This is a genomic window from Amycolatopsis sp. FDAARGOS 1241, assembly GCF_016889705.1.
Lineage (GTDB): Bacteria > Actinomycetota > Actinomycetes > Mycobacteriales > Pseudonocardiaceae > Amycolatopsis.
Genome location: NZ_CP069526.1, coordinates 3937252 through 3962359 on the forward strand (window position 1 = coordinate 3937252; position 25108 = coordinate 3962359).

Sequence of the window (25108 nt, forward strand, 5' to 3'; positions counted from 1 at the left end):
CGGGCTACCCGGTGCGGGCCGGGACAAACGGGTGTCGAACTGCTGCCGGCGGGTAACCGGGCGGGAAAGGAAGGAGGTGCGGAGTGACCGCCGGGACAATTGAAATCCGGAACCCCGCCGACGGACGGGTGGTGGGCACCGTGCCCACCGCCACGGAGTCGGACGTCGACGCCGCTCTCGCCGTGGCCAACCGGACGTGGCCCGGCTGGGCGCGTACGCCGGCGGCTGAGCGCGGGAAGCTGCTGCACGCCGCGGCGGCGCGGCTGCGAGTGCACGCCGACGAACTGGCGGCGCTCAACGAGGCCGAGACCGGGCGGCCGAGGGGCGAAGCAGTGGAAGGAGTGCTCGCCGGTGCGGGCACACTGGACCAGTACGCCGAACTCGGCCCGGTGCACCGCGGGCGCAGCTTGCTGGGCGACTTCGACGCGACGGACCTGATGGTGCCCGAGGCGCGGGGTGTCATCGTGGCGCTCACCCCCTGGAACGATCCGGTCGCGGTCGCCTGTGGACTGCTCGGTGCCGCCCTGGTCACCGGGAACACCGTGGTGCACAAGCCGAGCGAACGGGCACCGCACACGGGCGCGCTGCTGGACGATGTACTCGCCGGCGTGCTGCCCGGCGGCGTGTGCCAGACCCTCCATGGCGACGGCGGCGTCGGGGCGATCCTGGCGATGCGGGACGACGTCGACGTGATCGCCCACGTCGGCAGCGTCGCGGCAGGCCGTTCGATCGCCGCGAGCGCTGCGGCCACCGGGGCGAAGACGCTGCTCGAGAACGGCGGCAACGACCCGCTCGTCGTCGACGAGGACGTCGATCCCGCGTGGGCGGCCGCGCAGGCGGCGCTCGGCGCGTTCGCGAACTCGGGGCAGATCTGCGTCGCGGTGGAACGGATCTACGTGCACGAGGCCATCGCCGAGCGGTTCCTGACCGAGCTGGTGCGGGAGGCCGAAGCGCGCACCCTGGCGCCGCTGGTCGACCGGCGCCACCGGGAGCACGTGCACTCCCACGTCGAGGACGCCCTGGCTCGCGGCGCCCGAGCGCTGGCCGGGGGAGCGGTGCCGGACGGGCCCGGTGCGCACTACCCGGCGACTGTCCTCGCGGACTGCACGGCCGGACTGCGCGTGCTGACCGAGGAGACGTTCGGTCCGGTGGCGCCCGTGCAGGTGGTCCGGAGCTTCGAGGACGGCCTCGCCGAAGCCGCGCGCGGCGACTACGGGCTCGCGGCGACGGTGCTGACCGGCTCGATGTCCCGCGCCCAGCACGCCTGGCGGGAACTGCCGGCGGGCACGGTGAAGGTCAACGCCGTGTTCGGCGGTGCGCCCGGCGGTGCCGCGCACCCGCGCCGCCACAGCGGGAACGGCTATGGCTACGGACCCGAACTGCTCGACGAGATGACCCAGACCAAGGTCGTGCACGTGGCGCCACCGGGCCCCTGACCCCGGCACGCGGCGCGGAAGCTGCGGCTACGTCGTCACGCCGGATCCGTTCTCGTTCCGGCGGCGGTGGCACTCGGTGCACACCATCGTCTGCCCGAGCAGTTGGCCGTCGCCGGCGACGAGCCGGGCGACGTGCAGGGTCGGCTGCCCGCAGTCTTCGCACGGGATGGGCTGGCTTTCCTGGCTGATCATCATCCGGTTGGCCACGGGGCCTCCTCGTCGGTCGGGCTGGTCCGGACCGCGTACCCAGCGGTCTGGACCACATTCCCGCCCGGTCCCAATGTCACCCGAAAGGAGCAGCGTCCGGGTGTCGCCGGCCGACGGGCAGGTGCGTGAACCCCGCTTCGGCCAGCTGCCCGGAGTCCAGGAGGTTGCGGGTGTCGACGACGACCGGCCGCGCCGTCGCCGCGGCGAGCCGGGCCCAGTCGAGGTCACGGAACTCGGGCCACTCGGTGAGCACCACAAGCGCGGCGGCGTCTTTGGCGACCAGGTAGGGGTCGTCGACCACCTGCAGCGCGTCGAGCCCGGGGCCGGGCCCGACGGCCGGGTCGTGCGCGGTGACTTCGGCTCCGCGGCGGGCCAGTTCGGTGGCGATCGCCAGGGCGGGCGAGTCGCGCAGATCGCCCGTGCCCGCCTTGAACGCGAGGCCCAGCACGCCGATCCGCGCGCCGGACAGGGCACCCCAGGGAGAGCCGGTGACCGCTTCGCGCACCGTCCGCACCGCGCGGGCCCGCTGGCGCGCGTTGACGCGCACGGCGTCGCGAAGGATGCCGAAGTCCACGCCTGCCGAACCGGCCGCGTGCAGCAGGGCCGTGGTGTCCTTCGGCAGGCACGAGCCGCCCCAGCCGGGGCCGGGCGCGAGGAATTCCGGGCCGATGCGCGAGTCGAGGCCCATCGTCCGGGCGACCTCGCCGACGTCGGCGCCGAACCGTTCGCACAGTTCGGCGAGCACGTTCACGTAGGACAGCTTGACTGCCAGGAAGGCGTTGCTGGCGTACTTCGCGAGTTCAGCGCTGGCGGTGTCCGCCCGCACGACCGGCGCGCGCGTCGGGTCGTACAGCCGCTCGATCCGCCGGGCCGCCTCGGAACCCGGCGGATCCGTACCGACGACCACGCGGCCGGGACGCAGGAAATCGTCGACGCAATGCCCTTCGCGGAGGAATTCCGGATTGCTCACGACGGACAGGTCGGTGCGGCGCAGCAGATCCGGTAGCCGGGCCGCGGTGCCGACCGGCACGGTCGACTTCGTCGCCACGACGGCGCCCGGCGCGAGGAGCCGGCCCAGTCGAGGCACGACGTCTTCGAGGACACCGAGGTCGGGCTTGCCTTCGTGGTCGGGCGGGGTCGGCAGGCACAGGAGGACGATCCCGCACTCGGCGAGGGCGGTGTCGTCGGCGGTGAACGCGAGGGTGCCGTCGGCGAGGCCCTCGGCCACCAGTTCGGGAAGACCGGGTTCGGAGATCGGCACCTCCGCTCGGGCCAAATTGTCCACTTTGGACTCGTCGATGTCCACGCAGGTCACTCGGTGGCCGAGGTGCGCGAAGCACGCGGCGCTCGTCAGTCCGACATAGCCCGCACCCACGACGCCGACGTGTTCACCCATGCCGCACCTGCGCGGCCAGCGCCGACCGCGCGGCGGCGAGTACGCGGTCTTCGCCGAGCAGGAGGAGTCCCTCGTCGGGCCGGTTCCCGTGCGGGTCGCCGACGTCGCCGCTCCAGAGCACCCGATGCTGCCGCGCGTCGGGTGGCGGGCCCCACAGCCTCGGCGGGGTGGGCCCGAACAGCAGGACCGAAGGTGTGGCGAAGGCGGTCGCCAGGTGTCCGACGCCGGTATCGCCGCAGATCACCAGTGCCGCTTCGGCGACCAGCGAGGCCAGTTCGGCCAGGTCTGTCGCGCCCGCGAGGATCGCGTCATGCGGGAGTCCGGCGTCTCGGGCGATGCCGCGGGCCAGGTCGAGCTCCGCCGCGCTGCCGGTGATCACGACCCGGTGGCCGTCCTGCGCCAAGTCCCGCACCACGCGGGCGAAGCGCTCGGGTGGCCAGCGCCGGGCCGGGAACGCCGCTCCGGGGTGGACCACCACAGCGCCCGGTGCCGGGCTCGGGCCGGGCGGCGCGGGCAGCCGGAGCGCGGAGCGGTCGGCTTCGAGATGGGCGTATTCCACGAGCCGGCACCAGCGGTCGGCCTCGTGCACATCGGCACGCCACTCGAGCCCGGGCACGTCGGGGAAGTCCGGGTGGCGGTGCGTCAGCAATCTGCCCGGCTCGGTCGCGAGCAGGTCGTGGATGCTCTCCGGGCCGTTGCCGTGCAGGTTCACCGCCAGCTTCGGCGGCGGGCCGGGCCAGGCCAGCTTGCCGAGCCCGGCGGTCGGCAGGAGCTCGTCGACGGCATCGATCAGCTCCGCGAGGTCGCGCAACTCCCGGGGCGCGGCGAGGACGAGCCGTTCGTCGGGATGCGCCTCGTGCAGTGCGCGCAGCGCGGGCACTGCGGTGAGCAGGTCCCCGATGCCGAGGGCGCGCAGCACCAGGATCGCGGCGCTCACGGCCACGACCCCTCCTCGGAGGCGCAGACCACCAGCTCGCGGACCTCCGAGCCGGGCGGCTGCTGCAGCGCGAAGACGACCGTGCTCGCGGTGTGCTCCGGTTCGTTGAGCTTCGCGTCGGGTGGCGGCTTGTACTGGTCGGTGCGGTTGTCGAAGAAGTGCGTCCACATGCCGCCGGGGATGAGCAGCGTGACGCCGACCCGTCCGGCCAGCTCGGCGGCGAGCGCGCGGGTGAAGCCGACGACGCCGAACTTGGCGGCACAGTAGGCGGTCGCGTCGCTCACGGCCTTGATGCCCAAAGTGGACGCGCAGGTGACGACGGTGCCGTGGGAGCGCTCGAGGTACGGCAGCGCGGCGCGCACGACGGCGGCCGTGCCCAGCAGGTTCACCTTGACCACTCGTTCCCACTCGTCGGTCGGCACTTCGGACAGCGCGCCGCACGCGTCGATACCCGCTGCCGTGAAGACGCCGTCCAGCCCGCCCGCGCGTTCGGCGAGGTCGCGCACGGCGCGTTCGGTCGCGGCGGTGTCGGTGAGGTCGGCTTCGGCGTATTCGGCCGGGTCTTCGGGGCGGACGCGGTCGAGGACGTACGGGGTGCCGCCCGCCTTGCGGACGGCGTCGACGGTGGCCGCGCCGAGGCCCGAGGCGCCACCGGTGATCAGGACGTTGCCGAGGGGTCGCATCGCTCTCCTTCGGGTTCGGTTCGATTGCGGGGTCAGGCGCCGGCCGTCGCGGCGACCAGGCGCGAGGTCGAGTAGCCGGGGACAGTCGGCACGAGCACCACTTCACCGCCGTGGCGCTCGACCACTTCGCGTTCGGGTAGCTGCGCGTGTGTGTAGTCGCCGCCCTTGACCCACACGTGCGGACGCAACCGCTCCAGCACGGCGGCCGGGGAAAGCTCGTCGAAGACCACGACGGCGTCCACGAACGACAGAGCGTTCAGCAAGCGCGCTCGGTCGCGGTCACGCACGAGCGGGCGGCCGGGACCCTTGAGGCCGCGCACGGAGGTGTCGGAGTTGAGGCAGACGACGAGGGCGTCCCCGAGGGCGCGCGCCTGGCGCAGCAGGCTGACGTGCCCGGGGTGGAGCAGGTCGAAGCAGCCGCCGGTGGCGACGAGCCGGCCGCCGTCGCCACGGACCCGCTCGGCGAGGCCGAACGCGTCGCCCGCGGGCTGCGGGTCCTTGACCGGAGCATCCTCTGTGGACAGTGCGGTCGCACCGCCGTCGGCCACGAACCGGGCCGCCGCCTCGACCGCGGTCGCGACGGCCCCGGTCGGGTCCGCGCCGGACAGGAGTGCCGCGGTGGCCGCGGCTGCGAACCGGTCACCCGCGCCGCACGTGTCCGGTGCGCCGCGCCCGGGGGCCCGCGCGAAGGCCGGGACGGGGACGGCGGTCGCGCCTTGCTCGTCGGCCAGCACGGCGCCCCCCGGCCCCGTGGTGACCGCGACCGCCTGCGCGTGCCAGTGCCCGCGCAGCAGCTTCGCCAGCTCGGCCGGCTCCTCGTGTCCCGGCACCGCTGCTCGCGCCTCCGCCACGTTCGGGCTCACCAGCCGCACGCCGGATATCGGCGCCGGGCCGCGTGGGTGCGGGTCCCACACCACCGGGACACGCCGGGCCGCCTCGCGCAACAGCCGGCGGACGTGCGGGTTGCGCGTCAGCCCGCGTCCGTAGTCCGCCACGAGCACCGCGCCGGCCTCGTGCACGACGTCGCGGACGCGATCGGGCAAGGGGGCCGTGGTCGCGGTTCCGTCGCCGGAATCCAGGCGCAGCAACGACTGGCCGCCGGCGCGGACGCGGGTCTTGCACACCGTCGACCCGCGCAGCGGCAGCGGCAGCACGGTGACGTCCGGTTCCAGCAGTCCGGTCAGCGTGTGGCCGGCCTCGTCGTCGCCCAGCGGCGTGACGAGCACGACCTCGACCGCCGAGCGCGCGGCCAGCAGCGCGGCGAGGCCCGCACCTCCAGGGCGGCGCAGCCGCGCCTTCAGGTCGACCACCGGCACCGGCGCTTCGGGGCAGAGCCGCTCGGCGGTACCTTCGGCGTCGACGTCGAGCAGCGTGTCGCCGAGGACGACCAGCGGCTTCACGCGGCCACCCCGAGCGCGTCGTCGAGCGCGGCGCACAGGGCGTGCACCAGCGCGAGGTGCAGTTCCTGCACGGTGGCGACCGAGGGCGCTGGGACGGTGATCGCGTCGTCGCACAGCGCGGCGAGCGGGTTGGGCGCGGGCCCCGTCAGCGCCCACGTCGTCACGCCCAGTTCGTGCGCGGCCTTCGCCGCCGCGACGACGTTCTGGCTGCTGCCGCTCGTGGACAGGCACACCAGCACGTCGCCGGGCCGGCCGTGGGCGCGAACCTGGCGGGCGAACACCTCGTGCTCGCCGTAGTCGTTGCCGATGGCGGTGGCCGCCGACGTGTCGGCGTGCAGCGGGATCGCCGACAGCGGCCGTCGTTCGCCGCGGAACCGGCCCACGAGCTCACCGGTCAGGTGCTGGGCTTCCGCGGCGCTGCCGCCGTTGCCGCAGGCGAGCAACCGCCCACCGGCGTCGAAAACCGCCGCGAGATGATTGCCCCAGGCGGCGATCGTCGGGGCGGAAACGCTGGTCCGCAGGGCGGCTTCCCGCAACGCGGCGAGATGGTCGTCCATCACGGCACCTCCTTTTCCTCGGGCGCCGCGGCGCCGATTCGTGCGGCGCGCCGGAGCACGAACGGCCCCAGCGCGAGTAGGTCGATCGGGGCGGAACCGAAGCATTCGAGCGCGTCGCGCGGCGAATCGACCATCGGCCGGCCCGCGGTGTTGAGGCTCGTGTTGATCACGACGGGCACGCCGGTCAAGCGTTCGAACCCGGCCAGCATCCGCGCCAGCTCCGGGTTTTCGCGGTCGTCGACGGTCTGCACGCGAGCGGTGCCGTCGACGTGGGTGACGGCCGGGATGCGATCGCGCCACTCCGGCGCGACGTCGTGCACGAAGAGCATGTACGGGCTGGGCAGCGGGCCGCGGCCGAAGATCTCGCTCGCGCGCTCGGTCCGCACCATCGGTGCCACCGGCCGGAACTGTTCACGGCCTTTGACGTCGTTGAGCCGTTCGAGGTTGACCGCGCGGCCGGGGTGAGCCAGCAGCGAACGGTGGCCGAGCGCGCGCGGCCCGAACTCCGCGCGGCCTTGGAACCAGGCGACGACCTCGTCGTTCGCCAGTGCTTCGGCAACGGTTCCGGCGAGGTCGGCGGGACGTTCGTAGGGGAGTTTCGCGCGCCGCAGCACGTCTTCGAGCTCGTCGTCGCGCCAGCCCCGGCCCAGTCCGGCGTCGCCCATCGGCGCGCCGCGCTCACCGGCATCGGCGGCCAGCTGCAACGCCGCGCCGAGAGCCGTTCCGGCGTCGCCGGCCGCGGGTTGCACCCAGATGCGCTCGAACGGGCCTTCGGCGTGCAGGCGGGTGTTGGCGACGCAGTTGAGCGCGATCCCGCCCGCGAGCGCGAGATCGCGGTGCCCGGTGCGCTCATGCAGCCAGCGCACGAGGTCCAGCAGCACCTCTTCGAGCACGGTCTGGACGCTCGCGGCGAGGTCGGCGTGGCGGCGGGTGATGTCGTCGGCCGCGGCGCGCCGCGGCGCGAACTCCGCCAGGTTCACCCCGGCCGCGCGGAAACCGCCGTCGCCCGTCGCACGGACCTTTGCCCGCAGCCGGTCGCGGTACTCGGGCGTGCCATAGGAGGCGAGCGCCATCACCTTGTACTCGTCGCTGGAGCGGGCGAAGCCCAGGTGCTCGGTGAGGTCCTCGTAGAGCAGGCCGAGCGAATCCGGCAGCCGCTGGGCCGCGAGCTCTTTCAGCCGGCCGTCGCGGTATTCCCCGGCGAGCGCAGAGGTGCTTTCACCGCGGCCGTCGGCGACGAGCACCGCGCAGTCGCCGAACGGTGCCGCGAGTGCGGCCGACGCGGCGTGCGCGACGTGGTGGCGCACGAACCGCACCACTCCGGGGTGCAGCCCGGGCAGCGCGGCCGCGAGGAACTTCGGGGCCCGCTCGGCGTACTCGGTGCGCAGCTCTTCGCCGCTGGGGTCGTGACCGGGCAGGCCGGGCTCAACGAGCGCCGGGTCGTAGGAGTACCCGACGGCATCGACGTCTTCCGGCGCCAGGCCCGCCTGGGCCAGGCACCAGGCCGCGGCCTGAGCAGGCTGCTCCCACGCGGAGAACGGCACCGCCTGCTTGCCGTGTTTGCGGCGCGTGAAGCGCTCCTCCTCCGCCGCGGCGACGATCTCGCCGTCGACGACCAGCGCGGCGGCCGGGTCGTGGAAAACAGCGTTGATTCCGAGGATGCGCATCGACCTGCCTCTGGCGTTCGGGGCGGACCGGGGCCGGCCCGCTCTCGTCCGTAGCGCTACCCGCTGAAGTCGGTGATAAACGAATGACGGCAAAAGCCCTGGGCGTCGCTACTCAGCGCAGCGGCGCGCGGCGGAACCAGGCCGCCGTGCGGCGCAAGCCGTCCTCCACGTCGACCTTCGGCGCCCAGCCCAGGACTTCCCGCGCGAGCGTGATGTCGGGACACCGCCGCCGCGGATCGTCGACGACCGCGTCGACGCACTCGATCGGCGAACCGGACCCGGTGATCTCCTTCACCCGCTCGGCGACCTGACGCACGGTCAGTTCATCCGGGTTGCCCAGGTTCACGGGCCCTGGGTGGTCCGAGCACGCCAGGGCGAGCAGGCCGCGCGCGGTGTCCTCGACGTAACAGATCGAACGCGTCTGCTCGCCGGTTCCGGTGAGGGTCAGCGGCTCGCCGGCGAGCGCCTGCGTGAAGAACGCCGGGATCATGCGCCCGTCGCCGGCGCGCATGCCGGGGCCGTACGTGTTGAAAATTCGCGCGATCCCCGTGTCGGAACCGTGTTCGCGGCGGTAGGCGGACGTGAGCGCTTCGGCGTAGCGCTTGGCCTCGTCGTAGACGCTGCGCGGGCCGATCGGGTTGACATGGCCCCAGTACTGCTCGCGTTGCGGGTGTTCCAGCGGGTCGCCGTAGACCTCGCTGGTAGAGGCGAGCACGAACCGCGCTCCGCTGCGCCGGGCCAGCTCGAGCGCGTGCTCGGTGCCGTGCGAACCGGCGCGCAGGGTTTCGATCGGCCGGGCGAGGTAATCCCGCGGCGAGGCGGCCGAGGCGAGGTGGAACACCACGTCGACCGGCCCGTCGAAGGCCATCGGCTCGGTCACGTCGTGGTGCACGAAGCGGAACCGGTCGTGCCGGCGCAGCCGGTCGAGTGCGTTCTCCGCGGCCGTGGAGAGATCGTCCACCGCGACCACTACGCAGCCCTCGGCGAGCAACAGCTCGCACAGGTGCGCGCCGACGAAACCGGCGCCTCCGGTCACCACCGCGTGCTCGAACCGCCTGGTCGTCATGCGACGGCGGCTACCCGGCACCGCTCCCGGCGAAACCGTGTGATCGGTTCACGCCCGGGTACTCGGCGGGCATGCGAGTTCTCCTCACGGGCTGGGCCAGTTTCCTGCACGGCGAAGCCACGGCGGGCGACGTCCTGAGCCTCCGGGCGGCCGGCGCCGCGCTGTCGGCGGCCGGGATCGAGCACGACGTGGCGTGGAGCCCGGGATTCCGACCGGACCGGCTCCATCTGGGCGACGCCGCAGTGGAGGACTACACGCACGTGGTCTTCGCCTGTGGCCCCGTGCACGGACCGCAGCTTCGCGAACTGCACGAACGCTACGCCTCGTGCCGGCGGATCGCGGTCGGCGTCTCGGTGGCGGATCCGGCGGACGCGGCGGTGACCGGGTTCCACCGCATCCTGCCGCGCGACGACGCCGCGACCGCCGTGCCGGACCTGTCGCTGGCCGCGACCACGTCGAGGGCTCCGGTGCTCGGGATCGTCCTCGCGTCGCGGCAACCCGAATACGGCGCCGCCGGTCGCCACGACGAGGTGCACGCTGCGCTGACGCAGTGGCTGGCCGGGCTCGACTGCGCCCGGGTGCCGCTGGACACCCGGCTGGCGCACGAGAACTGGACCCGCTGCGCCACCCCCGACCAGTTCGTCTCCGCTCTGTCCCGGGTGGACGTCGTGGTGACCACCCGGCTGCACGGGTTGGCGCTGGGGCTGAAGGCGGGTGTGCCCGTGTGTGCGGTCGATCCCGTCGCGGGCGGCGGGAAGGTGACGGCGCAGGGCCGTGCGCTCCACTGGCCGGTGCTCGCGGCGAACGAGGCGGGTGATGCGGCGCTCCTCGACGAGCACCTGGCGTGGTGCCTGTCCCGGGGCGGGCCCGCGCCGGCGGTGCCGGGCGCGGGGTCTTCGCTGGACGGTCTCATCGACGAGCTGGTGGGGCAGCGGTGAGCGCGCGCACGACGGTCGTGATCGCCACGCGCGACCGCGCGCGGGAACTGGACCGGACGCTGACCGAATTGTCCGCCGTGGACCCCCGGCCGCCGGTGGTGGTGCTCGACAACGCCTCCCGCGACGACACGGCCGCGGTTGCCGGGAAACACGACCAAGTCCGGGTGATCCGGCTGCCGCACAACCTCGGTGCGGCGGCGCGAAACCTCGGCGTGCTGGTCGCCGGAACCCCGTACGTGGCGTTCAGCGACGACGATTCCTGGTGGGCGCCCGACGCGCTGCGCGAAGCCGAGCGGATCTTCGACGACCACCCCCGCGTGGGGCTGCTCGCCGCCCGCACGCTCGTCGGCCCGGAGTGCCGCGAGGATCCCGTGACACCCGCGCTGGCGCACAGTCCACTCGGGACACCCGAGGGTGGCCCCGGCCCTCTCGTGCTCGGCTTCCTGGCGTGCTCGGCGATCGTGCGCCGCGCCGCCTACCTGGAAGCGGGCGGCTTCAGCCCGCTGCTGCACTTCGGCGCGGAGGAACAGTTGCTGGCCTACGATCTCGCCGCCCGTGGCTGGGACATGTGCTACGCCGGACAGCTGCGGGCGCACCACCACCCGTCCCGGTCCCGGCCGCCGTCGTCGTGGCGACGCCGAGCCGAACGGCGCAACCGGCTGCTCATCGCCGTCCTGCGGCGACCGTGGCGCGAGGTCGTGCGCACCGCGCTCGGCGCGCCGTCGGCCGTGCCGAGCGCCTTGCCGAAGCTGGCGCGCGCGTGGCACGGACGCCGCGTCCTGCCCGACCGGGTCGAACAGCAGGCCCGCACACTGGAAGGAACCGCGTCGTGACCCGCATTTCGGTCGTGCTGATCACCCACAACCGGCGCGAGCAGCTGCGCCGCACGCTGCGCCACATGACGTCGCTGCCCGACGACGCACCGATCCTCGTCGCCGACAACGCCTCCACCGACGGGTCCGCGGATCTCGTCGCCCGCGAGTTCCCCCGGGTTCGGTTGCTGCGGCTCGTCAAAAATCTCGGAGCTGTGGCGCGCAACCTCGCGGTAGCCGAGGTGACCACCCCGTATGTCGCCTTCTGCGACGACGACACCTGCTGGCAGCCCGGCGCCCTCACCCGAGCCGCCGACCTGCTCGACGCCCACCCCGGCCTCGCTTCGGTGACGGGCCGCTGCCTGGTCGAACCCGGGCTCGGCGAAGACCCGATCACGCCCGAACTGCGCGAGTCGCCGGTCCCCGGCCCCGATTGGCTGCCCGGTCCGGCGCTGCTCGGCATCATGGCCGGGCTGACGGCCGTCCGGGTCGACGCCTTCCGCGCGGTCGGCGGGTTCTCGTCCCGCATGTGGCTCGGCGGAGAGGAAGAACTGTTCGCCCTCGACCTGGCCGCCCGCGGCTGGTGGATGTGCTGGGCCGAGGATGTCGTGATCCACCACTCGCCCTCAGCCCGGCGCGATCCCCGCGAGCGCCGCCGCCTCGGCATCCGCAACACGCTGTGGACGCTGGTGCTGCGCCGACCCTGGTCCGCCGTCTTCCGCCGGGGCGCCGACGTGCTGCGCTCGGCTCCGTTCGACGCCGCGACGCTCGCCGCGCTGGCCGAGGTGGTCCGCGGCCTGCCGGGGGTTCTGGCCGAGCGCCGGGTCGTGCCGCCGCGCGTCGAAGAAGGGCTGCGGCTGCTGGAGGGACCGCAACGCGACTCGGCGGCCCGCCGCTATGTCGGCTGACGCATGAGGAAGGCCTCGTCACCGGGATACGGCGACCAGGCCTTGAACGTTCAGCGGGCGTGCGCCGTCGCGGCTGCTTCCGGCACGACTTTGCGGTATGCCCGCAGCGTGTCGGCGGCGACGCGGTCCCACGAATAGCGCGCCCGGACCCGGTCGAGACCCGTGGCGCCGTAGGCGTGGCACAGCGCGGAGTCGTCGAGCAGCGCGCGCAGCCGCGCCGCCAGCTCGTGCGGCCGGCGGGGCCGGACCAGCACTCCGGTGACGCCGTCGACGACCGTGTCGGTGAGGCCTCCGACCGCGGCCGCCACCACCGGCACCCCGCAGGCCATGGCTTCGAGCGGGACGATGCCGAACGGCTCGTACCACGGCGTGCACACGACCGCGTCGGCCGACCGCAGCAGTGCCGGCATGTCCGGCCGCGATACCTGGCCGGCCCAGCGGACCCGGTCGGCGACACCGAACCGATCGGCCAGCCCCCGCAGGCGCCGCACCTCCGGATCCGAGGCCAGCTTGCCCTTCTCCGGCCCGCCCGCGATCACGAGCTCCGTGTCGGGCAGTTGCGCGAGCGCGACGATCGCCGTGTCGAAACCCTTGCGCGGCACCAGCCGGCCCACGGCGACGAGCCGGTGCGCCGCCCGCCGCTTCGCCACAGGGCCGTCGGGGGTGAAGCGCTGGAGATCCACTCCGCACGGCACGACGGAGATGCGGGTGCGCGGCACACCCATGCGGGAAAGCTCGAACACCTCGTCGGAGCACGTCGCGACCACGCGGTCGGCGCGCCGGCCGACCATGCGCTCCAGGCGGATCCGGTCGGCGGGGCTGGTGTCCCGGTCACGCTGGTAGCGCTTTTTGACCACGCCGAGCGCGTGGAAGGTCTGCGCGATGGGCGTGCCGGTGGCCTTCGCGGCGAGCGCGGAGGCCACGCCGGACATCCAGAAGTGCGCGTGAGCGACCTCTGGTCGCTCGACCGCCCATCGGTCTCGCAGGAAACTGCCGAACTCGCCCATGTGCGGCAGGAGCCGGTCTTTCGGCAGCTTCTTCGCCGGCCCCGCCGGCACGTGCACCACGCGATAGCCCTGCTCCGTCGTCAGCTCGTCATCCTGGTCCGGGTTCTCGCGTCGCGTGTAGACGGTGACGTCGTGGCCGGCCCTGACGAGCGCCGCCGACAGTTCCGCGACGTGCACGTTCTGCCCACCGGCATCTTCGTCACCCAGTGCGGACAGGGGGTTGGCGTGCTCGGACACCATCGCGATCTTCATCGGTGTGGTGCTCCTTTCTCGGTCAGCGGGCCGTTTCGGCCAGGAGGTGGTCCCAGGCGGTGAGGAAGGCGTCGAGGCCGAAGTGCTTGAGGGCGTACGCCCGGGCGTTCTGACCGGCGAGCGCCGCGAAGTCCGGTTCGTGCAGCAGTTCGCGGAACCCGCTCGTCAGCACGGAGAGGTCGGTGGACAGCACGCCGGCTTCGGCGGGCACCGCGGCGACCGCCTCGGTGGCCGCGAAGACGACCACCGGCATCCCGAGGTGCATCGCCTCGAGCAGCGACAGGCCCAGTGACGTCCAGCGGGCGGTGTGCACGAACACCCGGCGGCGCGCGATTTCGTCGTGCAGTGCGGGAGGGGGCACGTCGCCGTGCCCGCGCGCCCGGCCCCGCAGCTCTTCGGTACCCAGGCCGAAGACGTCGACGGGAGCGATCTCGGCGAACGAGTCGAGCAGGTCGGCGCCGGTCACGCGCCGGCGCCGGACCGGCTCGTTGATCATCGAGACACCGGCTGCCAGCTCGCCGGTGTAACGGTTTCCGGGGTCGGGGATGCCGTGGGGGATGACCTTCGTGGGCGCGCGGCCACAGTCCCACATCGCTTCGTTGAAGTGCGTCACGTGCACGACCGGGATGTCCGACCGCCCGGACAGCGGGTGCTCGCTCGACGCCGCGTACGGCCGGGGTGCGTTGTGCTCGACGTAGACCGCCGGCACGTTCAGCTGTTCGGCCACCGCGAATTCCTCCGGCCGCTGCAGCACGACGACGTCGGGCTCGGCCTCGGCCAGTCCGTCGAGCGGCACCTCGGACGCGGACGGCCAGTCCCGCCCGGCGAGCCCGAGGCCCCACGGCGCCTTCGCGGGTGACACGGGCAGAAGGTAGTGGTGGCGTCCGCGCACGAAGGCGTCGGTCCACGAGCCGTGGACGTGCCACAGCAGCACGCGCAGGCGCCGGGTTCGGGCTGCGATCATGGCCTCGTGGTTTCCCGGGAAAGGCGCGTTAAACGTCGGTCCTGGCGGGGTACCCGGCTACGCGCCTCGGCCGCGGGCGCGGGCGGCCGCCGGCCTCGGAGGCAGGGGTTCCGCAGGCCGCCGCTCAGTTCCCGCGGGAATGCTCGGGCGCGGCGGGGTCCCCGCTTCGCGGGTGGCCCTCGCCGTCTTCGCGGGGCGTGTCGCGACCGGCGCGCTGTGGCTCTTCCGCGGCGTCCGGTTGATTGCCGCTCGAGTCTTCGGGGCCGGCGGCGTGGTGCGGGGTGTCGCCCGCGGTTTCTCCGGGCATCAGTCGTCGCCGGGCCATTCGCCGCTCGCCTTCTCGTAGCCGACGGCGCCGGCGCGTTCCGCGGCGGCCTTGACCGCGCCGAAGATCGCGCCCTGCACCGCGGCGGCGATGAGGATCTCCTGCCACGTGCGGTGCTTGTCAGTGGCGTTGGGCGCGTCGCCCTCACCGGCGATCTTCTGCCACACGACCTTGAACACCCGGCCGGCGACGAGTCCGCCGAGGGCGCTGACGGCGAAGTTCAACGGTTTGTACAGCATCTTCTTCATGCCCGCCGGGTACCCGGGCGCACTCACGGGCGAACCTCAGGGCTTGCGCCAGCTCTGGTTCGGGAACGCGGTCCCGGCTTGCGCGCCCATCAGCATGAGCCCGCCGTCGACGACGAGTGACGAGCCGGTGATGTAGCCGGCGGCCGGCGTGGCGAGGAAGGCGACCGCGGCGGCCACCTCACGCGCGTCGCCGGTGCGGCCGAGCGGGATACCGGGCCGGTCCTGCTCGCGCGGGTCGGCGTCGGTTTGCCCGGTCATTGGCGTGGAGATCTCGCCCGGCGCGACGGAGTTGACCGTGATGGCGTGCTTCGCGAGCTCCAGAGCCAGCACCTGCGTGAGGGCACCGGCACCGGCTTTCGCCGCGCAGTAGGGCGCCGCGGGGCACGTGTTCGTGCACGCTCGTGATCGTGATGATGCGCCGGCCGTGCCCGGCCGCGATCATGTGCCGGGCGGTGCGCTGGGCGCACAGGAACACGCCGTCGAGATCGACGTCGAGCACCTGTCGCCACGTCGCGTAGCCCATCTCGAGCACCGGTTCGCGGGACCCGGTCCCGGCGCAGTTCACGAGCACGTCGACACCGCCGAGCTTCCCGGCGAGGTCGTCGATCACGTCGGCCGCGCCCGGCAGGTCGGTGAGGTCGAGCCGCTGCACCACCGCCGTCACGCCCTGTGCCCGGGCTTCGGCCGCGGTGTCCTCGGCTCCGCCGGCGTCGGAGTGGTAGGTGATCGCGACGTCGAGCCCGCCGCAGGCGAGCGCGACCGCGACGGCCCTGCCGATGCCGGAGTCCGAGCCGGTCACGATCGCGGTGCAGGGACCGTCGGTGTCGGCGGGCAGGGGCGCGGGGAAGGTCATCGGCTGCTAGCTCCGGGTCGGTGGCCCTCCGGCTACTCCGCGGCGCCGGCGGCAAACCCGGGCTCAGCCGGGGCGGCTACCTCGCGCGACGAACGCCCGCGCCACTTCGCGCAGCTTCACGTTCGTGTTCTGGGACTCGCTGACGAGCCGCTGCATCGCCTGGTCCGCATCGATCCGGTGGATCAGCATGAGCATGCCCTTGGCCTGCTCGATGACGGCGCGTGAGCGCATGGCCTCGTCGAGCTGGTCGGCGCGGGTACGGGCGAGCCGGTAGCGGTGCCGCGTGCGCAGCCCGAAAGCGACGATGGCCGTGTAGACCGAAAGCAGCCGGGCGTCGATGTCCTCGAACCCGTGGTCGGCGAATCCGAAGAGGTTGAGCGCTCCGGTGAGCTGGTCGTCGATGTGCAGCGGTGCCGCCAGGTAGCTGCCGACGCCGACGTCGCGGGCGGCGCGGGCGAACCCGGGCCAGCGCTCGCGCGCGGTGTGGATCGAGAGGCGCACGGTCTCCCCGGCCGCCGCGGCGTGCAGGCACGGTCCTTCGCCGGCGGCGTACTGGCCGCGGTCGAGCTCGAGGGCGCGCTCGTCGGTGAAGGCGGCCGTGTCGGCCTTGCCGTCCTGGATCGCGGTGATGCTGGCCATGTCAGCGCCGGGCACGGCCCGCACGGCTTCGGCGCAGATGGTGTCCAGGATGTCGGGTTCGAACTCGTCGGTCTCCAGTGAGCGCGTGAGGGCCGCCATCGCGGTGGCCAGCTCGTCGAGGTGATCGGTGCTGACGGGTCTGCCTGTCATCGTCTCCGGGGTTTCGGTCCCAGAGCGGCGCAGACCGCACGAACGCATGCCACGGCCCGGGCCGCTGCGTTCTCAACGGATGTTCCGGAAAGATTACCGTGGGCCCGCCGCGCGCGGGTGCAGGTGGTCAGCCGTGGTTGCCGAGCAGCCGCACGGTCGCGCGCTCCAGGACCGCCCGGGCTTCGTCACCGTCGAGCTTCGCGGCGCGCCGCGCGGCCGCGGCGATGGTCCGGCGGGACCGGTAGGCCGTCACCAGGCGCGGATTCACATAGGACGAGCGGCACACGGCCGGGGTGTTGCCCAGCGCCTCGGAGACCTCCCGCATCACGGCGGCCTCGGCGCGTTTGCGGCCGCGCTCGGACCGGGGCGGTTCGGCCGAGGCGAACGCCGTGGCCGCGAGCACGGTGGCGTTCCAGGTACGCAGGTCCTTGGCCGTGCAGTCGTCGCCGGCGAGCTCCTTGAACCGATCGTTGACGTCCGCGGCGTGGATCTCGTGCGGGCCCGCCCGCGTGCGGCAGACCAGCAGCCGGTCGCTGCCCGTGCGGCTGCGCAGCAGCGCGCGGATCACTTTCGCCAGGTCCGGGTCCTCGATGGACACCGTCCGGGCGAGGCCGCCCTTCGCCGGGTACTCGAACACGCAGGAATCGCGGCGAACACAGACGTGCTCCCGCAGCAGAGTGGCGACGCCGTGCGTGCCGTTCTCCTCCGCGTACTCCTCGCCGCCCGTGCGGAAAATGCCCCGGTCGAGCAGGCGCAGCGCGGCGCCCAGCACCCGCCGGCGCCCGAGCCCGCGCGTCGCGAGGTCCTCGTCCACACAGGCCCGCCATTCGGGCAAGCGCTTCGCCATCGCGAGCACGCGGTCGTGTTTCTCCTCGTCACGTTCCTTGCGCCACTGCGGGTGGTAGAGGTACTGGCGGCGGCCCGCCGCGTCGGTCCCGACGGCCTGGATGTGCCCGCCGGGTTCGGGCGAGATCCAGACATCGCGCCAAGCCTGCGGGATCACGAGGTCTTCGATGCGGGCGAGCGGGGCCGCGTCGGTGAGCCGCTCGCCGGACGGAGCGGTGTAGGAGAACCCGCGGCCACGGCGCCGGCGCCGGATGCCGGGCGAGGCGGGGTCGCCGTGGCGGAGCTTCGTCACTCGCGGCGGATACCCCTGCGCCACGATGAGCAACCACCGTCCGGCGATCACCGCGCCCAGGGCGTACGCTCGGTGTCCGCGGTTCAACCAGAAGCCGCCTGCCATCGTCTCTCCCGGGTGTGGCCCGGGAGACCGGAGACGGAGCAGGCCGGATCTGTGGCCCGCCGCCTCCCACGACGCGTCGAAGGAGGCGCGCCATGACCCACCCCGTGCCCAGCACGTCGTTCGTCCACCTCGCGCGGTCACCGAGCGTGCTGGTGATCACCACGGCCGAAGCGAGCATGGTGACTGTCCGCGGTGACGTCGACCTCACCATCACCGGCCGGCTCGCGGCACAGCTGGCCGAGGAGCTCGATCTCGCACCCAACGCGCTCATCGTCGACCTGCGCGAGGTCACGTTCTGCTCGTCCGACGGCCTGAGCACACTCGTCGGCGCGCACGAAGCCGCGCGCGCGGCCGGTGTGCCGTACACGATCGTCACGGACCAGCACGCCGTACTGCGCCCGATCCGGTTGCTCGGCCTCGACCGGCTGCTGCCGATCCACGGCACGCTGCGCGAGGCGCAGGAGTGGCTCGGTCTCGTCGGCCGGCTGCGCTGAGCTCAGCTGCCGGTCAGTTCCCGCAGCAGGTCGGCCAGACCGCCCGGCGCGCGGCCCTGCCGGCGCGGGCTCGTGAACACCACCGCCGCCGGTTCGTGGCAGCGGTGGAACCCAGCCTCGCCGAGGCGCTGCCACAGCGCGTGGTCCTCGCCGGTCGCGATCGGACCGAACCCGCCGACGGCGCGGTAGGCGTCCGCGCGGACGGCGAGATTGGCGCCGTAGACGTTCGGTTCGTCGCGGGCCACGATCCCGCGGTAGCGGGCGGCGGCGTCGCCGCTGCCCGGGAACGGCTGGGAGAGCCGGGCCGGACCGGCCGACGCGTGCCAGCCGCGGCAGGCACGATCCAGGTGGCGCCGCAGCCACGCGGGGGAGACTTCGGTGTCGGCGTCGGTGTTCAACAGGAGGACCTTCGCCGGGTCGTGCGCCGGTAGCGCGTCAAGGGCCGCGCGGCAGCCGAGGTCACGCACGGCACCGATCGCGGTGGGCTGGGAATTCGGCACGACGCGGGCGCCGCTTTCCCGCGCGATCACGGCCGTTTCGTCGGTACAGCGGTCGGCCACGACGACCACGGCGCGCTCGATCGTCGCGGGAAGCCTGGCGAGCGAGCGGCCCAGGGCGGCGAGGCAGCCGGGCAGGAGCAGGGCCTCGTCGCGAGCGGGCACGACCACGGCGACAGCGTCGATCACCGGCGCCTCAGCACGTGCAGGAGGAACTCCTCGTCGTCGTGCGCCACCACGGCTTCGAGCCGCGGGTGCTCGAGCAGGCGGCGATGGGCGGCCCGACCGTCGCGCGGGGCTTCCGGCGCCCAATGACGCCAGTGGACAGCGGCGATCTCCCCGCCGGGCGCGAGGGACTCGGCAGCGCGCTCGACGGTGCGGTCGAGGTCCGCGTCGCCGAGGTAGTACAGCAGTTCGCCGAACACCACGAGGTCCACCGGCCCGGCCGGTAGCACGCCCGGTGCGGCTCCCTCGTGGACGTCCACAGAGGACATCCCTGCCGTGGCTTCCCGCGTTCGCCGTACGGCCTCGGGAACCGGGTCCGACGCCAGCAGGCGAGTGCACCGGCCGGCGAGCTCGCGCGTGAGCGCGCCGGTCCCGCAGCCGGGTTCGACGACCGTGCCGTAACGCTCGCAGGGCAGCGAAGCCAGTAGGAGCCCCCGTTTGCGGCGTTCATACCAGCTGGTGGCCACCTCCCACGGATCGGGCGAGCCCGCGTACAGCTCGGCGAACCGGCGCACGGGTGCCGACCGGGCAGGCGGCACGCGGAAGAACGTCTCGTGGGGACGGTCGAAGTGGGCCAGCACCTCCGGGGCCAGGATCGGCTCTTCCCCGCGCGGTCCGGGTTTCAGCTGCGAGCCGAACTCCCGGATTCCCGCCGCTTTGGCGGCGCGCTCGCCGGCGGAGAGGCCGTACGCGCGGGCGAGGTGCCACGGGAGGCCTGGGGAGTCGGGGCGGCACCAGTGCCACAGCCAGATCGGGTACGCCCAGCAGTGCGCCGTGAGGGGTGCGGCGGCCACCGCCGCGCGCCCGGCGGCCTGGTGGTCGGGGTGTGGATCCTCCGGCCACGGCATCAGGCACAGCTCGCGCTCGGCCGCCCGCTCTCTCAACGCCTCGGTGAGCTCGCCGATGTGCCCGGCCAGCCCGGAATCCGGGAGCCCGAGCCAGATCGGCTCGACGCCGGTCAGTCCCTGGGCGTCGAGCGACCGCGCGAGTTCCACCCGCCGCGTGCGCCCGAGCAGACGGCGTTCGTCCGGCCCGGCGCCGGGAAACGCGGCCTCGCCGTCGGTCGCGACAACAAGCGTCACGGCGGTACCCGCGGCGTGCAGGTGCTGCACAAGGCCGCTCGCGCCGAGCGTCTCGTCGTCGGGGTGGGCCGCGACGACGAGCGCGCTGCGGAACTCCTCATCCCGCCACGGCTCGAACTCGCGTGTCCACTCGGCTTCGGCCACGATCTGCGTCACGGCCGCACCTCCAGCACCCGGCGGCCCAGCGCGGCGAGATCACGCTCGCCGTGGTGCTGGCGGACGAAGACCTGCAGGTCGGCCAGGCGCTGCGCGAACGCCCGGTCGCGGCCCAGCGGCCCGGGCCCGGTGATGCGGGGCGCGCGGTCGAGGACCTCGCGCGCCGCGTGCTCCACACTCGCCCGGCAGGTGTCGTTGAGCAGCGCGGGATCCGGTGCGTCTTCGAGGATCCCGGCGGTGGACCCCAGGAGGGCATCGGCCGATGCGACCGCGGCGTGCAGGGCGCCGAGGTGGGCGAGCTGGTGCTCGTCGGTCTTGCCGCGCAGGATTTCCCGCACCGAGTCGAGGATCCCGGCCGCACCACCGAGCCACACGGCCGCGACTCCGGTGCCACCGAAGACGAAGCCGGGCCGATCGACGTACCAGCCGGGCGGGCCGAGCACGGCCTCACCGGCCACCGGAACGTCGTGGATGACGACGTCGCCGCTGTCGGAGGCGTCCATGCCGAGCGCCTGCCACACCTCGGGGTGGCGTTCGACACCGGGCCGGCCGAGGTCGATCTCCACGAGCCGGTCCCGCGCGGCGACCAGTGCCCGGTCGAGTGTCGTGAGCCCGGAGCAGAACCGGACCGTCCCGGAGAGCCGGCCGTTGTCGAGCACCGCGCCGGTGCCGGCGGATTTCGCCGCCCACACGCCATACAGCGCGCCGGGTTCCGGTTTCCGGCCGGCCTCGGACAGGATCGCCACGGCGTCGGTGTGGCCCTCGGCCAAGCGGGCGAGGGCGAGGTCGCGGCGGCCGAACGCCGCCAGCGCGCGCCACCGCCGGAGCAGCCCGCCGTGGCCGGGCACGGGCAGGTCCAGGGCGCCGCTCGTGTGCAGTGCGCGCAGTTCGGCGGCGACCCACTCGGCGGTCCGGGACTCCGGAACCGGTTCCGGTGGCGCCGCGCCCATCAGCAAGGAGGTCATCGGGGTAGTCCTTGTCGCCGGGGTCAACCGGGCGTGGTCTCGCCACCGAGCGCGGCGATGACCTCACCGCTGTAGTACGAGGACAGCCGGTCGGCGGCCAGGAAGACGTACGAGGGCGCCAGGTCGTCCGGGTGCGCCGCGCGGTTGAACGGGACTTGCGAACCGAACTTCTCGACTTTCTCCGGCGGGAAGGTCGAGGGGATCAGCGGCGTCCACACGGGACCGGGTGCCACGCAGTTCACGCGGATCCCGCGGTCGGCCAGCGCCTGGGCCATCGAGTACGTCCACGCGTGGATCGCGCCCTTGGTGGCCGAGTAGTCGATCAGGGACTTGTTGCCGCGCAAGCCGTTGACCGATCCGGTGTTGATGATCGACGAACCCTCGCCGAGGTGCGGCAGCGCCGCGGCCGTCACGCGGAAGTAGCTGTGCATGTTCACGTCGAAGGTGCGCTGCCACTGCTCGTCGGTGAGGTCCTCGGGCGAGTCGACGGGCCACTGCACCGCGGCGTTGTTGACCAGCAGGTCGAGGCCGCCGAGCTCGTCGAGCGTGCGGGTGACCACGTCGTGGCAGTGCTGCGCGTCGGCGAGGTCACCAGGCAGCAGGACGCACTTGCGGCCCGCGGCCTCGACTCGGCTCGCGGTGTACTTCGCGTCTTCGTCCTCTTCGAGGTAGGCGATGGCGACGTCGGCGCCCTCCTTGGCGAAGGCGATCGCCACGGCCCGCCCGATGCCCGAGTCGCCGCCGGTGATCAGCGCGCGCCGGCCGGCCAGGAAACCGTGGCCCTCGTAGTCGTCCATCGTGTCCCGCGGCCGCGGCTCCATCTCCTCCGTAACACCGGGCGGCTCCTGCTGCTGCGGCGGGCGCTGTGTGTCGGACATGCGATCTCCTGTGCGGTCATGGGTCGTTGCGCTTTGTGGTTACCCCGGTGACGGCCGTCCCAAAGCCGCGGACCGCGCAGGCTCGGTGCGCGTGTTTGGTCCGCGGGACGGGGGGTTATCAGCAACGGTGCCCCCGGATGCCCGGAAGTGGGAGGCGGAGTGATCGCGGAGAACCTGCACGCGGTCCTGGGCCGGTGCGACCGGTTCTGGCTCCTCAGTGTCTCAGGTACGTTGGGTGCGGCTTCGCGACCGGATTTGCGCGACTCGCTGCTCAAAGCCGCCGCCGACGCGTCCGACGGTCTGATCGCCGACATCTCGGGGTTGGACATTTGCAACCCGGACCAGGCGGGCGTGTTCGCGCTCGTCGCGCGACGGATCGAGGAGTGGCCTGCGGTACCGTTCGCGCTCGTGTCCGAGCGGGCGGACCACCGGAAACTCCTGCGCGAGCGCTCGGTCGACCGGTTCGCTTGCCTAGCCCCGGATCTCGGCGCCGCGGCCGAACGGATGGCGCGCCCGCGGCGGCAGCGGGCGCGGTGCGAGATCGAGAGCTCGCAAGGCGCGGGCCACGACGCGCGCGCGTTCGTGCGGTCCACGTGCGCTGCCTGGGGCGTGCCGGAGCTCGCAGACGACGCGGCGCTGATCGCCAGCGAGCTGGTGGAGAACGTGGTCCAGCACACCGGCTGCGAGCCCTCGCTGAGACTGGACCTGCGCCGTGGTTGGTGCGCTGTCGAGGTCCCCGACGACGACCCGGCGCCCGCGTTCCTGCGCGAGAGCGTCGCGGCCGAGCCCGGCCTGGGGCTGCGGATGGTGGCGCAGCTGGCCCGCGTGTGGGGCAGCAGCCCGGCGTGGCGGGGCGGCAAAGTCGTGTGGGCCGTGCTGCCTGCCCGCGCCGGGTGAGCGCTACAGCGGCGGGATCGCGCGGTGCTCGCGGATCAGCTCACTGCCGCGTTCGTAGTCCTGGTCCGCGTTGCAGGTGAGCACGCCGACGGCCGTGCCGCCGCGTTCGTACCAGACGGTGAACCCGCCGTCGCGCGACGCCGGACAGGCGTGGTCGAAGCCGTCGCCCCAGGCTGCGTACTTGAGCACGTGGTCGCCGATCTCCGACCAGAAGCCGGGAACCGCGTCCCACGACGCGGCCTCGCCCGCTGCGGACCGGCCCGCGACTTCGCCCATGGCGAGGCCTTCGCCCCAGTGCTCGACGGCGAGTGCGCGACCGGCCGAAGGGTTGTGGGCGAAGGCGACGTCGCCTGCTGCGTAGACGCCGGGGCGGCTGGTGCGCAGGTGCTCGTCGGTGTGGACGCGGCCGCGCTCGACCGCCAGGCCGGCCTTCTCGGCGAGCCCGATGCGCGGGCGGATGCCGGTGGCGAGCAGCACGAGGTCAGTGTCGAGGGCCGGGACGAGTTCCGTGTGGACGCGGTGGCCTTCGGTGACGGACTCGAGCCGGGTTTCGCGCAGCACACTGACGCCCTCGGCCTTGAGCCAGTGCAGGATCAGCTCACCGGCGTCGCGGCCGAGGCGCTGCTGCTGCGGAACGGACTCGGGACACAACACGGTGACCTGCACACCCAGCCGCGCCAGCGAAACCGCCGCTTCGCAGCCGATGAACCCGGCCCCGACCACCACGGCGCTGCGGGCAGACCGGGCCGCCGACCGCAGTTCCCGCGAGCTGGCCAGGGAACGCAGGCAGCGGACGTCCGGGTGATCGGCACCGGGAACGGGCGGGCGCATCGGCTCGGCGCCCGTCGCGAGCACGCACCGGGTGAAGGGGTGGACCGCGCCGGACGCGGTGCGGACCTCGCGCTCGCCCAGTTCGACGACGGGATCGCCCAAAGTGACTTCGACGTCGTCGCCGGGACCCTCGAGCGCGATGTCGCCTTCCCCGGATTCGCCACGCAGGAAGTCCTTCGACAGAGGTGGCCGCGCGTACGGGGGGTTCGGGTCCGCGGAGAGCAGGCGCACCCGGCCCCTCCCGCCCGCTTCGCGGAAGGCCCGCGCGGCCGAGACGCCGGCCGGGCCGCTGCCGATCACCACCAGGGATTCGTTCGTCATGCCCTTCGGCTACCCGGCCACCAGGTTCTCACACCGCCCGCGCCGCCTCGAGATCGGCGACGAACTCCGCGCGGGCCGCCTCGCGGTCGGGTGCGCGCAGGACCGACGAGGGGTGCACGGTGACCACGGCGGCGTCGAACAACCCGGCCAGGTCGTCCGGCGGGGCCAGCGGCTCTCCCCGGTGCCGGGTGAGCCGGAACGAGGACCCGTACACCGACTGGGCCGCGGTCGCACCGAGCAGCAGCACCAGCCGCGGCCGCACGGCTCGCAGCTCCGCCACCAGCCACGGGCGGCACGCCACGACCTCGGTCCGCGACGGCTTCTCGTGGATCCGGCGCTTGCCGCGCTCGGTGAACTTGAAGTGCTTCACCGCGTTCGTGAGGTAGAGCGCGTCGCGCTCGAACCCGGCTTCGGCCAGCGCCGTGTCGAGCAGCCGGCCCGCCGGGCCGACGAACGGTTTGCCCTGCTTGTCCTCCTGATCGCCCGGCTGTTCCCCGGCGACGAGGATGTCCGCCCGGCGCGGCCCTTCGCCGAAGACAGTCTGGGTGGCGTCGCGGTGGAGCCCGCAGCCGGTGCAGTCCGCGGCGGCCCGGCGCAACCGGGTGAGGTCCGTCGAATCCGGGGGTGCGGCTCCGTCCGCGCGCGTAGTCGGCATGGATAGTGGATACCCGGCCCGGGCCGCGCCGACACGTCAGGTGTGTCGTCGCTCGCGGTGGGTACCCGTCGCATTCGGACACCGGGAGGAGGAGCGCCCCATGGACGGCGACGTCGAGACGTTCCGCGAAAGCGGCCTGTGGAAGAACAAGATCGACGGCCACCAGCGCGCGTCGAACACGTTCACCGACCGCGAGCGGGCCGTCACGACGGGCCGGCACATGGCGAAGGCGCGCCGGGTCGCGCACCGCGTGCGCGACGAACTGGGCGCGCTGGTCAGCCACGACGACTACCGGGCGAGCCGCAAGGGCGTCCGGATCGACCCTGGTGCGTGACTGTCCATCCGGGACGGTCGTGGCGGGGACGGCCGGCGGATAACGGTTCGGGGCCACGGGTGTGACGGGCGGGCGGCGGGGTACT

The 25108-nt window shown here is 73.4% G+C and carries 26 protein-coding genes and 1 pseudogene; 7 read left to right on the plus strand and 20 right to left on the minus strand.

The window, feature by feature from the left end:
• Positions 1-83 precede the first annotated feature (83 nt).
• Positions 84-1436 carry an aldehyde dehydrogenase gene (locus I6J71_RS19415; RefSeq protein ID WP_204095992.1) on the plus strand — a complete coding sequence of 451 codons (1353 nt, stop codon included), beginning with the start codon at positions 84-86 and terminating at the stop codon, positions 1434-1436.
• A gap of 27 nt (positions 1437-1463) precedes the next feature.
• Here I6J71_RS19415 and I6J71_RS19420 read toward each other — a convergent pair whose 3' ends face one another.
• The 8 genes from I6J71_RS19420 to I6J71_RS19455 all read right to left on the minus strand — a co-directional run bounded on the left by I6J71_RS19420 (position 1464) and on the right by I6J71_RS19455 (position 9349).
• A complete protein-coding gene (locus tag I6J71_RS19420; RefSeq protein WP_204095993.1) occupies positions 1464-1643 on the minus strand; it encodes a hypothetical protein in 180 nt (59 codons plus the stop codon).
• 76 nt (positions 1644-1719) lie between these two features.
• On the minus strand, positions 1720-3039 hold the full coding sequence (locus I6J71_RS19425) for a UDP-glucose/GDP-mannose dehydrogenase family protein (protein ID WP_204095994.1): 1320 nt from the start codon (positions 3037-3039) through the stop codon (positions 1720-1722).
• Complete coding sequence (locus tag I6J71_RS19430; RefSeq protein WP_204095995.1) at positions 3032-3982, minus strand: glycosyltransferase family 9 protein; 951 nt, start codon at positions 3980-3982, stop codon at positions 3032-3034. The genes I6J71_RS19425 and I6J71_RS19430 overlap by 8 nt, the downstream gene beginning before the upstream one ends.
• Positions 3973-4659, minus strand: a complete 687-nt coding sequence (locus tag I6J71_RS19435; RefSeq protein ID WP_204095996.1) for an SDR family oxidoreductase — start codon at positions 4657-4659, stop codon at positions 3973-3975. Before I6J71_RS19435 ends, I6J71_RS19430 begins: the two co-directional genes overlap by 10 nt.
• Positions 4660-4691: 32 nt before the next feature.
• Entirely contained in the window at positions 4692-6059 is a 1368-nt protein-coding gene (locus tag I6J71_RS19440; RefSeq protein ID WP_204095997.1) for a PfkB family carbohydrate kinase, read from the minus strand.
• The gene (locus I6J71_RS19445; protein WP_204095998.1) at positions 6056-6616 is read right to left on the minus strand and encodes an SIS domain-containing protein; all 561 of its coding nucleotides are present in this window, start codon (positions 6614-6616) and stop codon (positions 6056-6058) included. The genes I6J71_RS19440 and I6J71_RS19445 overlap by 4 nt, the downstream gene beginning before the upstream one ends.
• Positions 6616-8283 carry a carbamoyltransferase C-terminal domain-containing protein gene (locus I6J71_RS19450; RefSeq protein ID WP_204095999.1) on the minus strand — a complete coding sequence of 556 codons (1668 nt, stop codon included), beginning with the start codon at positions 8281-8283 and terminating at the stop codon, positions 6616-6618. Before I6J71_RS19450 ends, I6J71_RS19445 begins: the two co-directional genes overlap by 1 nt.
• A 112-nt stretch (positions 8284-8395) precedes the next feature.
• Positions 8396-9349, minus strand: coding sequence for an SDR family NAD(P)-dependent oxidoreductase (locus tag I6J71_RS19455; protein WP_204096000.1), 954 nt, complete (start codon positions 9347-9349; stop codon positions 8396-8398).
• Positions 9350-9420: 71 nt separating this feature from the next.
• Here I6J71_RS19455 and I6J71_RS19460 point away from each other — a divergent pair, with 71 nt between their 5' ends.
• Genes I6J71_RS19460 through I6J71_RS19470 form a run of 3 tightly spaced genes read left to right on the plus strand, consistent with a single transcriptional unit; the run spans position 9421 to position 12007 of the window.
• Positions 9421-10287, plus strand: a complete 867-nt coding sequence (locus I6J71_RS19460; RefSeq protein ID WP_204096001.1) for a polysaccharide pyruvyl transferase family protein — start codon at positions 9421-9423, stop codon at positions 10285-10287.
• A complete protein-coding gene (locus I6J71_RS19465; RefSeq protein WP_204096002.1) occupies positions 10284-11120 on the plus strand; it encodes a glycosyltransferase family 2 protein in 837 nt (278 codons plus the stop codon). Before I6J71_RS19460 ends, I6J71_RS19465 begins: the two co-directional genes overlap by 4 nt.
• Positions 11117-12007 carry a glycosyltransferase family 2 protein gene (locus tag I6J71_RS19470; protein WP_204096003.1) on the plus strand — a complete coding sequence of 297 codons (891 nt, stop codon included), beginning with the start codon at positions 11117-11119 and terminating at the stop codon, positions 12005-12007. The genes I6J71_RS19465 and I6J71_RS19470 overlap by 4 nt, the downstream gene beginning before the upstream one ends.
• Positions 12008-12057: 50 nt before the next feature.
• On the opposite strand, the gene I6J71_RS19475 is transcribed toward I6J71_RS19470, so the two are convergent.
• The 6 genes and pseudogenes from I6J71_RS19475 to I6J71_RS19500 all read right to left on the minus strand — a co-directional run bounded on the left by I6J71_RS19475 (position 12058) and on the right by I6J71_RS19500 (position 17583).
• On the minus strand, positions 12058-13266 hold the full coding sequence (locus I6J71_RS19475; RefSeq protein WP_204096004.1) for a glycosyltransferase: 1209 nt from the start codon (positions 13264-13266) through the stop codon (positions 12058-12060).
• 22 nt (positions 13267-13288) lie between these two features.
• Positions 13289-14230: a glycosyltransferase gene (locus tag I6J71_RS19480; RefSeq protein ID WP_204096005.1), complete on the minus strand. Its 942-nt coding sequence runs from the start codon at positions 14228-14230 to the stop codon at positions 13289-13291.
• Between the two features lie 306 nt (positions 14231-14536).
• Positions 14537-14803: a DUF4235 domain-containing protein gene (locus I6J71_RS19485; RefSeq protein ID WP_204097140.1), complete on the minus strand. Its 267-nt coding sequence runs from the start codon at positions 14801-14803 to the stop codon at positions 14537-14539.
• Positions 14804-14839: 36 nt separating this feature from the next.
• Positions 14840-15656, minus strand: a pseudogene (locus I6J71_RS50845) (SDR family oxidoreductase).
• A 63-nt stretch (positions 15657-15719) separates the two neighbouring features.
• Positions 15720-16445, minus strand: a complete 726-nt coding sequence (locus I6J71_RS19495) for a GAF and ANTAR domain-containing protein (protein WP_204096006.1) — start codon at positions 16443-16445, stop codon at positions 15720-15722.
• Between the two features lie 127 nt (positions 16446-16572).
• A complete protein-coding gene (locus I6J71_RS19500; RefSeq protein WP_239155047.1) occupies positions 16573-17583 on the minus strand; it encodes a DNA topoisomerase IB in 1011 nt (336 codons plus the stop codon).
• A 197-nt stretch (positions 17584-17780) separates the two neighbouring features.
• Here I6J71_RS19500 and I6J71_RS19505 point away from each other — a divergent pair, with 197 nt between their 5' ends.
• The gene (locus I6J71_RS19505; RefSeq protein WP_204096008.1) at positions 17781-18182 is read left to right on the plus strand and encodes an STAS domain-containing protein; all 402 of its coding nucleotides are present in this window, start codon (positions 17781-17783) and stop codon (positions 18180-18182) included.
• Positions 18183-18184: 2 nt separating this feature from the next.
• Here I6J71_RS19505 and I6J71_RS19510 read toward each other — a convergent pair whose 3' ends face one another.
• From I6J71_RS19510 to I6J71_RS19525, 4 genes are read right to left on the minus strand one after another with little or no spacing between them, the layout of a single operon-like run.
• Complete coding sequence (locus I6J71_RS19510; protein ID WP_204096009.1) at positions 18185-18868, minus strand: glycosyltransferase family 2 protein; 684 nt, start codon at positions 18866-18868, stop codon at positions 18185-18187.
• On the minus strand, positions 18865-20142 hold the full coding sequence (locus tag I6J71_RS19515) for a bifunctional PIG-L family deacetylase/class I SAM-dependent methyltransferase (RefSeq protein WP_204096010.1): 1278 nt from the start codon (positions 20140-20142) through the stop codon (positions 18865-18867). The genes I6J71_RS19510 and I6J71_RS19515 overlap by 4 nt, the downstream gene beginning before the upstream one ends.
• Complete coding sequence (locus I6J71_RS19520; protein WP_239155049.1) at positions 20139-21107, minus strand: acyl-CoA dehydrogenase; 969 nt, start codon at positions 21105-21107, stop codon at positions 20139-20141. Before I6J71_RS19520 ends, I6J71_RS19515 begins: the two co-directional genes overlap by 4 nt.
• A 23-nt stretch (positions 21108-21130) precedes the next feature.
• On the minus strand, positions 21131-21985 hold the full coding sequence (locus I6J71_RS19525) for an SDR family oxidoreductase (RefSeq protein WP_204096011.1): 855 nt from the start codon (positions 21983-21985) through the stop codon (positions 21131-21133).
• 159 nt (positions 21986-22144) lie between these two features.
• On the opposite strand from I6J71_RS19525, the gene I6J71_RS19530 reads away from it, so the two are divergent.
• Positions 22145-22882 (plus strand): ATP-binding protein, encoded by a 738-nt coding sequence (locus I6J71_RS19530; RefSeq protein WP_239155051.1) that lies wholly within the window; start codon positions 22145-22147, stop codon positions 22880-22882.
• Between the two features lie 3 nt (positions 22883-22885).
• Here the strand turns inward: I6J71_RS19530 and I6J71_RS19535 are convergent, their stop codons facing one another.
• A complete protein-coding gene (locus I6J71_RS19535) occupies positions 22886-24034 on the minus strand; it encodes an NAD(P)/FAD-dependent oxidoreductase (protein ID WP_204096012.1) in 1149 nt (382 codons plus the stop codon).
• Positions 24035-24062: 28 nt separating this feature from the next.
• Complete coding sequence (locus I6J71_RS19540; RefSeq protein WP_204096013.1) at positions 24063-24689, minus strand: UdgX family uracil-DNA binding protein; 627 nt, start codon at positions 24687-24689, stop codon at positions 24063-24065.
• A 100-nt stretch (positions 24690-24789) separates the two neighbouring features.
• Between I6J71_RS19540 and I6J71_RS19545 the strand changes: the two genes are divergently transcribed.
• Positions 24790-25023, plus strand: a complete 234-nt coding sequence (locus tag I6J71_RS19545; protein WP_204096014.1) for a DUF2188 domain-containing protein — start codon at positions 24790-24792, stop codon at positions 25021-25023.
• The last annotated feature ends 85 nt before the right edge of the window (positions 25024-25108 follow it).

What these genes read in the sequence shown, in the direction of transcription:
- I6J71_RS19455 (WP_204096000.1), bottom strand. Translation starts at nt 9,349, where the DNA reads ATGACGACCAGGCGGTTCGAGCACGCGGTGGTGACCGGAGGCGCCGGT.
- I6J71_RS19485 (WP_204097140.1), bottom strand. Translation starts at nt 14,803, where the DNA reads ATGAAGAAGATGCTGTACAAACCGTTGAACTTCGCCGTCAGCGCCCTC.
- I6J71_RS19450 (WP_204095999.1), bottom strand. Translation starts at nt 8,283, where the DNA reads ATGCGCATCCTCGGAATCAACGCTGTTTTCCACGACCCGGCCGCCGCG.
- I6J71_RS19535 (WP_204096012.1), bottom strand. Translation starts at nt 24,034, where the DNA reads ATGACGAACGAATCCCTGGTGGTGATCGGCAGCGGCCCGGCCGGCGTC.
- I6J71_RS19435 (WP_204095996.1), bottom strand. Translation starts at nt 4,659, where the DNA reads ATGCGACCCCTCGGCAACGTCCTGATCACCGGTGGCGCCTCGGGCCTC.
- I6J71_RS19480 (WP_204096005.1), bottom strand. Translation starts at nt 14,230, where the DNA reads ATGATCGCAGCCCGAACCCGGCGCCTGCGCGTGCTGCTGTGGCACGTC.
- I6J71_RS19540 (WP_204096013.1), bottom strand. Translation starts at nt 24,689, where the DNA reads ATGCCGACTACGCGCGCGGACGGAGCCGCACCCCCGGATTCGACGGAC.
- I6J71_RS19505 (WP_204096008.1), top strand. Translation starts at nt 17,781, where the DNA reads ATGACCCACCCCGTGCCCAGCACGTCGTTCGTCCACCTCGCGCGGTCA.
- I6J71_RS19495 (WP_204096006.1), bottom strand. Translation starts at nt 16,445, where the DNA reads ATGACAGGCAGACCCGTCAGCACCGATCACCTCGACGAGCTGGCCACC.
- I6J71_RS19525 (WP_204096011.1), bottom strand. Translation starts at nt 21,985, where the DNA reads ATGTCCGACACACAGCGCCCGCCGCAGCAGCAGGAGCCGCCCGGTGTT.
- I6J71_RS19445 (WP_204095998.1), bottom strand. Translation starts at nt 6,616, where the DNA reads ATGGACGACCATCTCGCCGCGTTGCGGGAAGCCGCCCTGCGGACCAGC.
- I6J71_RS19520 (WP_239155049.1), bottom strand. Translation starts at nt 21,107, where the DNA reads ATGACCTCCTTGCTGATGGGCGCGGCGCCACCGGAACCGGTTCCGGAG.
- I6J71_RS19475 (WP_204096004.1), bottom strand. Translation starts at nt 13,266, where the DNA reads ATGAAGATCGCGATGGTGTCCGAGCACGCCAACCCCCTGTCCGCACTG.
- I6J71_RS19425 (WP_204095994.1), bottom strand. Translation starts at nt 3,039, where the DNA reads ATGGGTGAACACGTCGGCGTCGTGGGTGCGGGCTATGTCGGACTGACG.
- I6J71_RS19460 (WP_204096001.1), top strand. Translation starts at nt 9,421, where the DNA reads ATGCGAGTTCTCCTCACGGGCTGGGCCAGTTTCCTGCACGGCGAAGCC.
- I6J71_RS19545 (WP_204096014.1), top strand. Translation starts at nt 24,790, where the DNA reads ATGGACGGCGACGTCGAGACGTTCCGCGAAAGCGGCCTGTGGAAGAAC.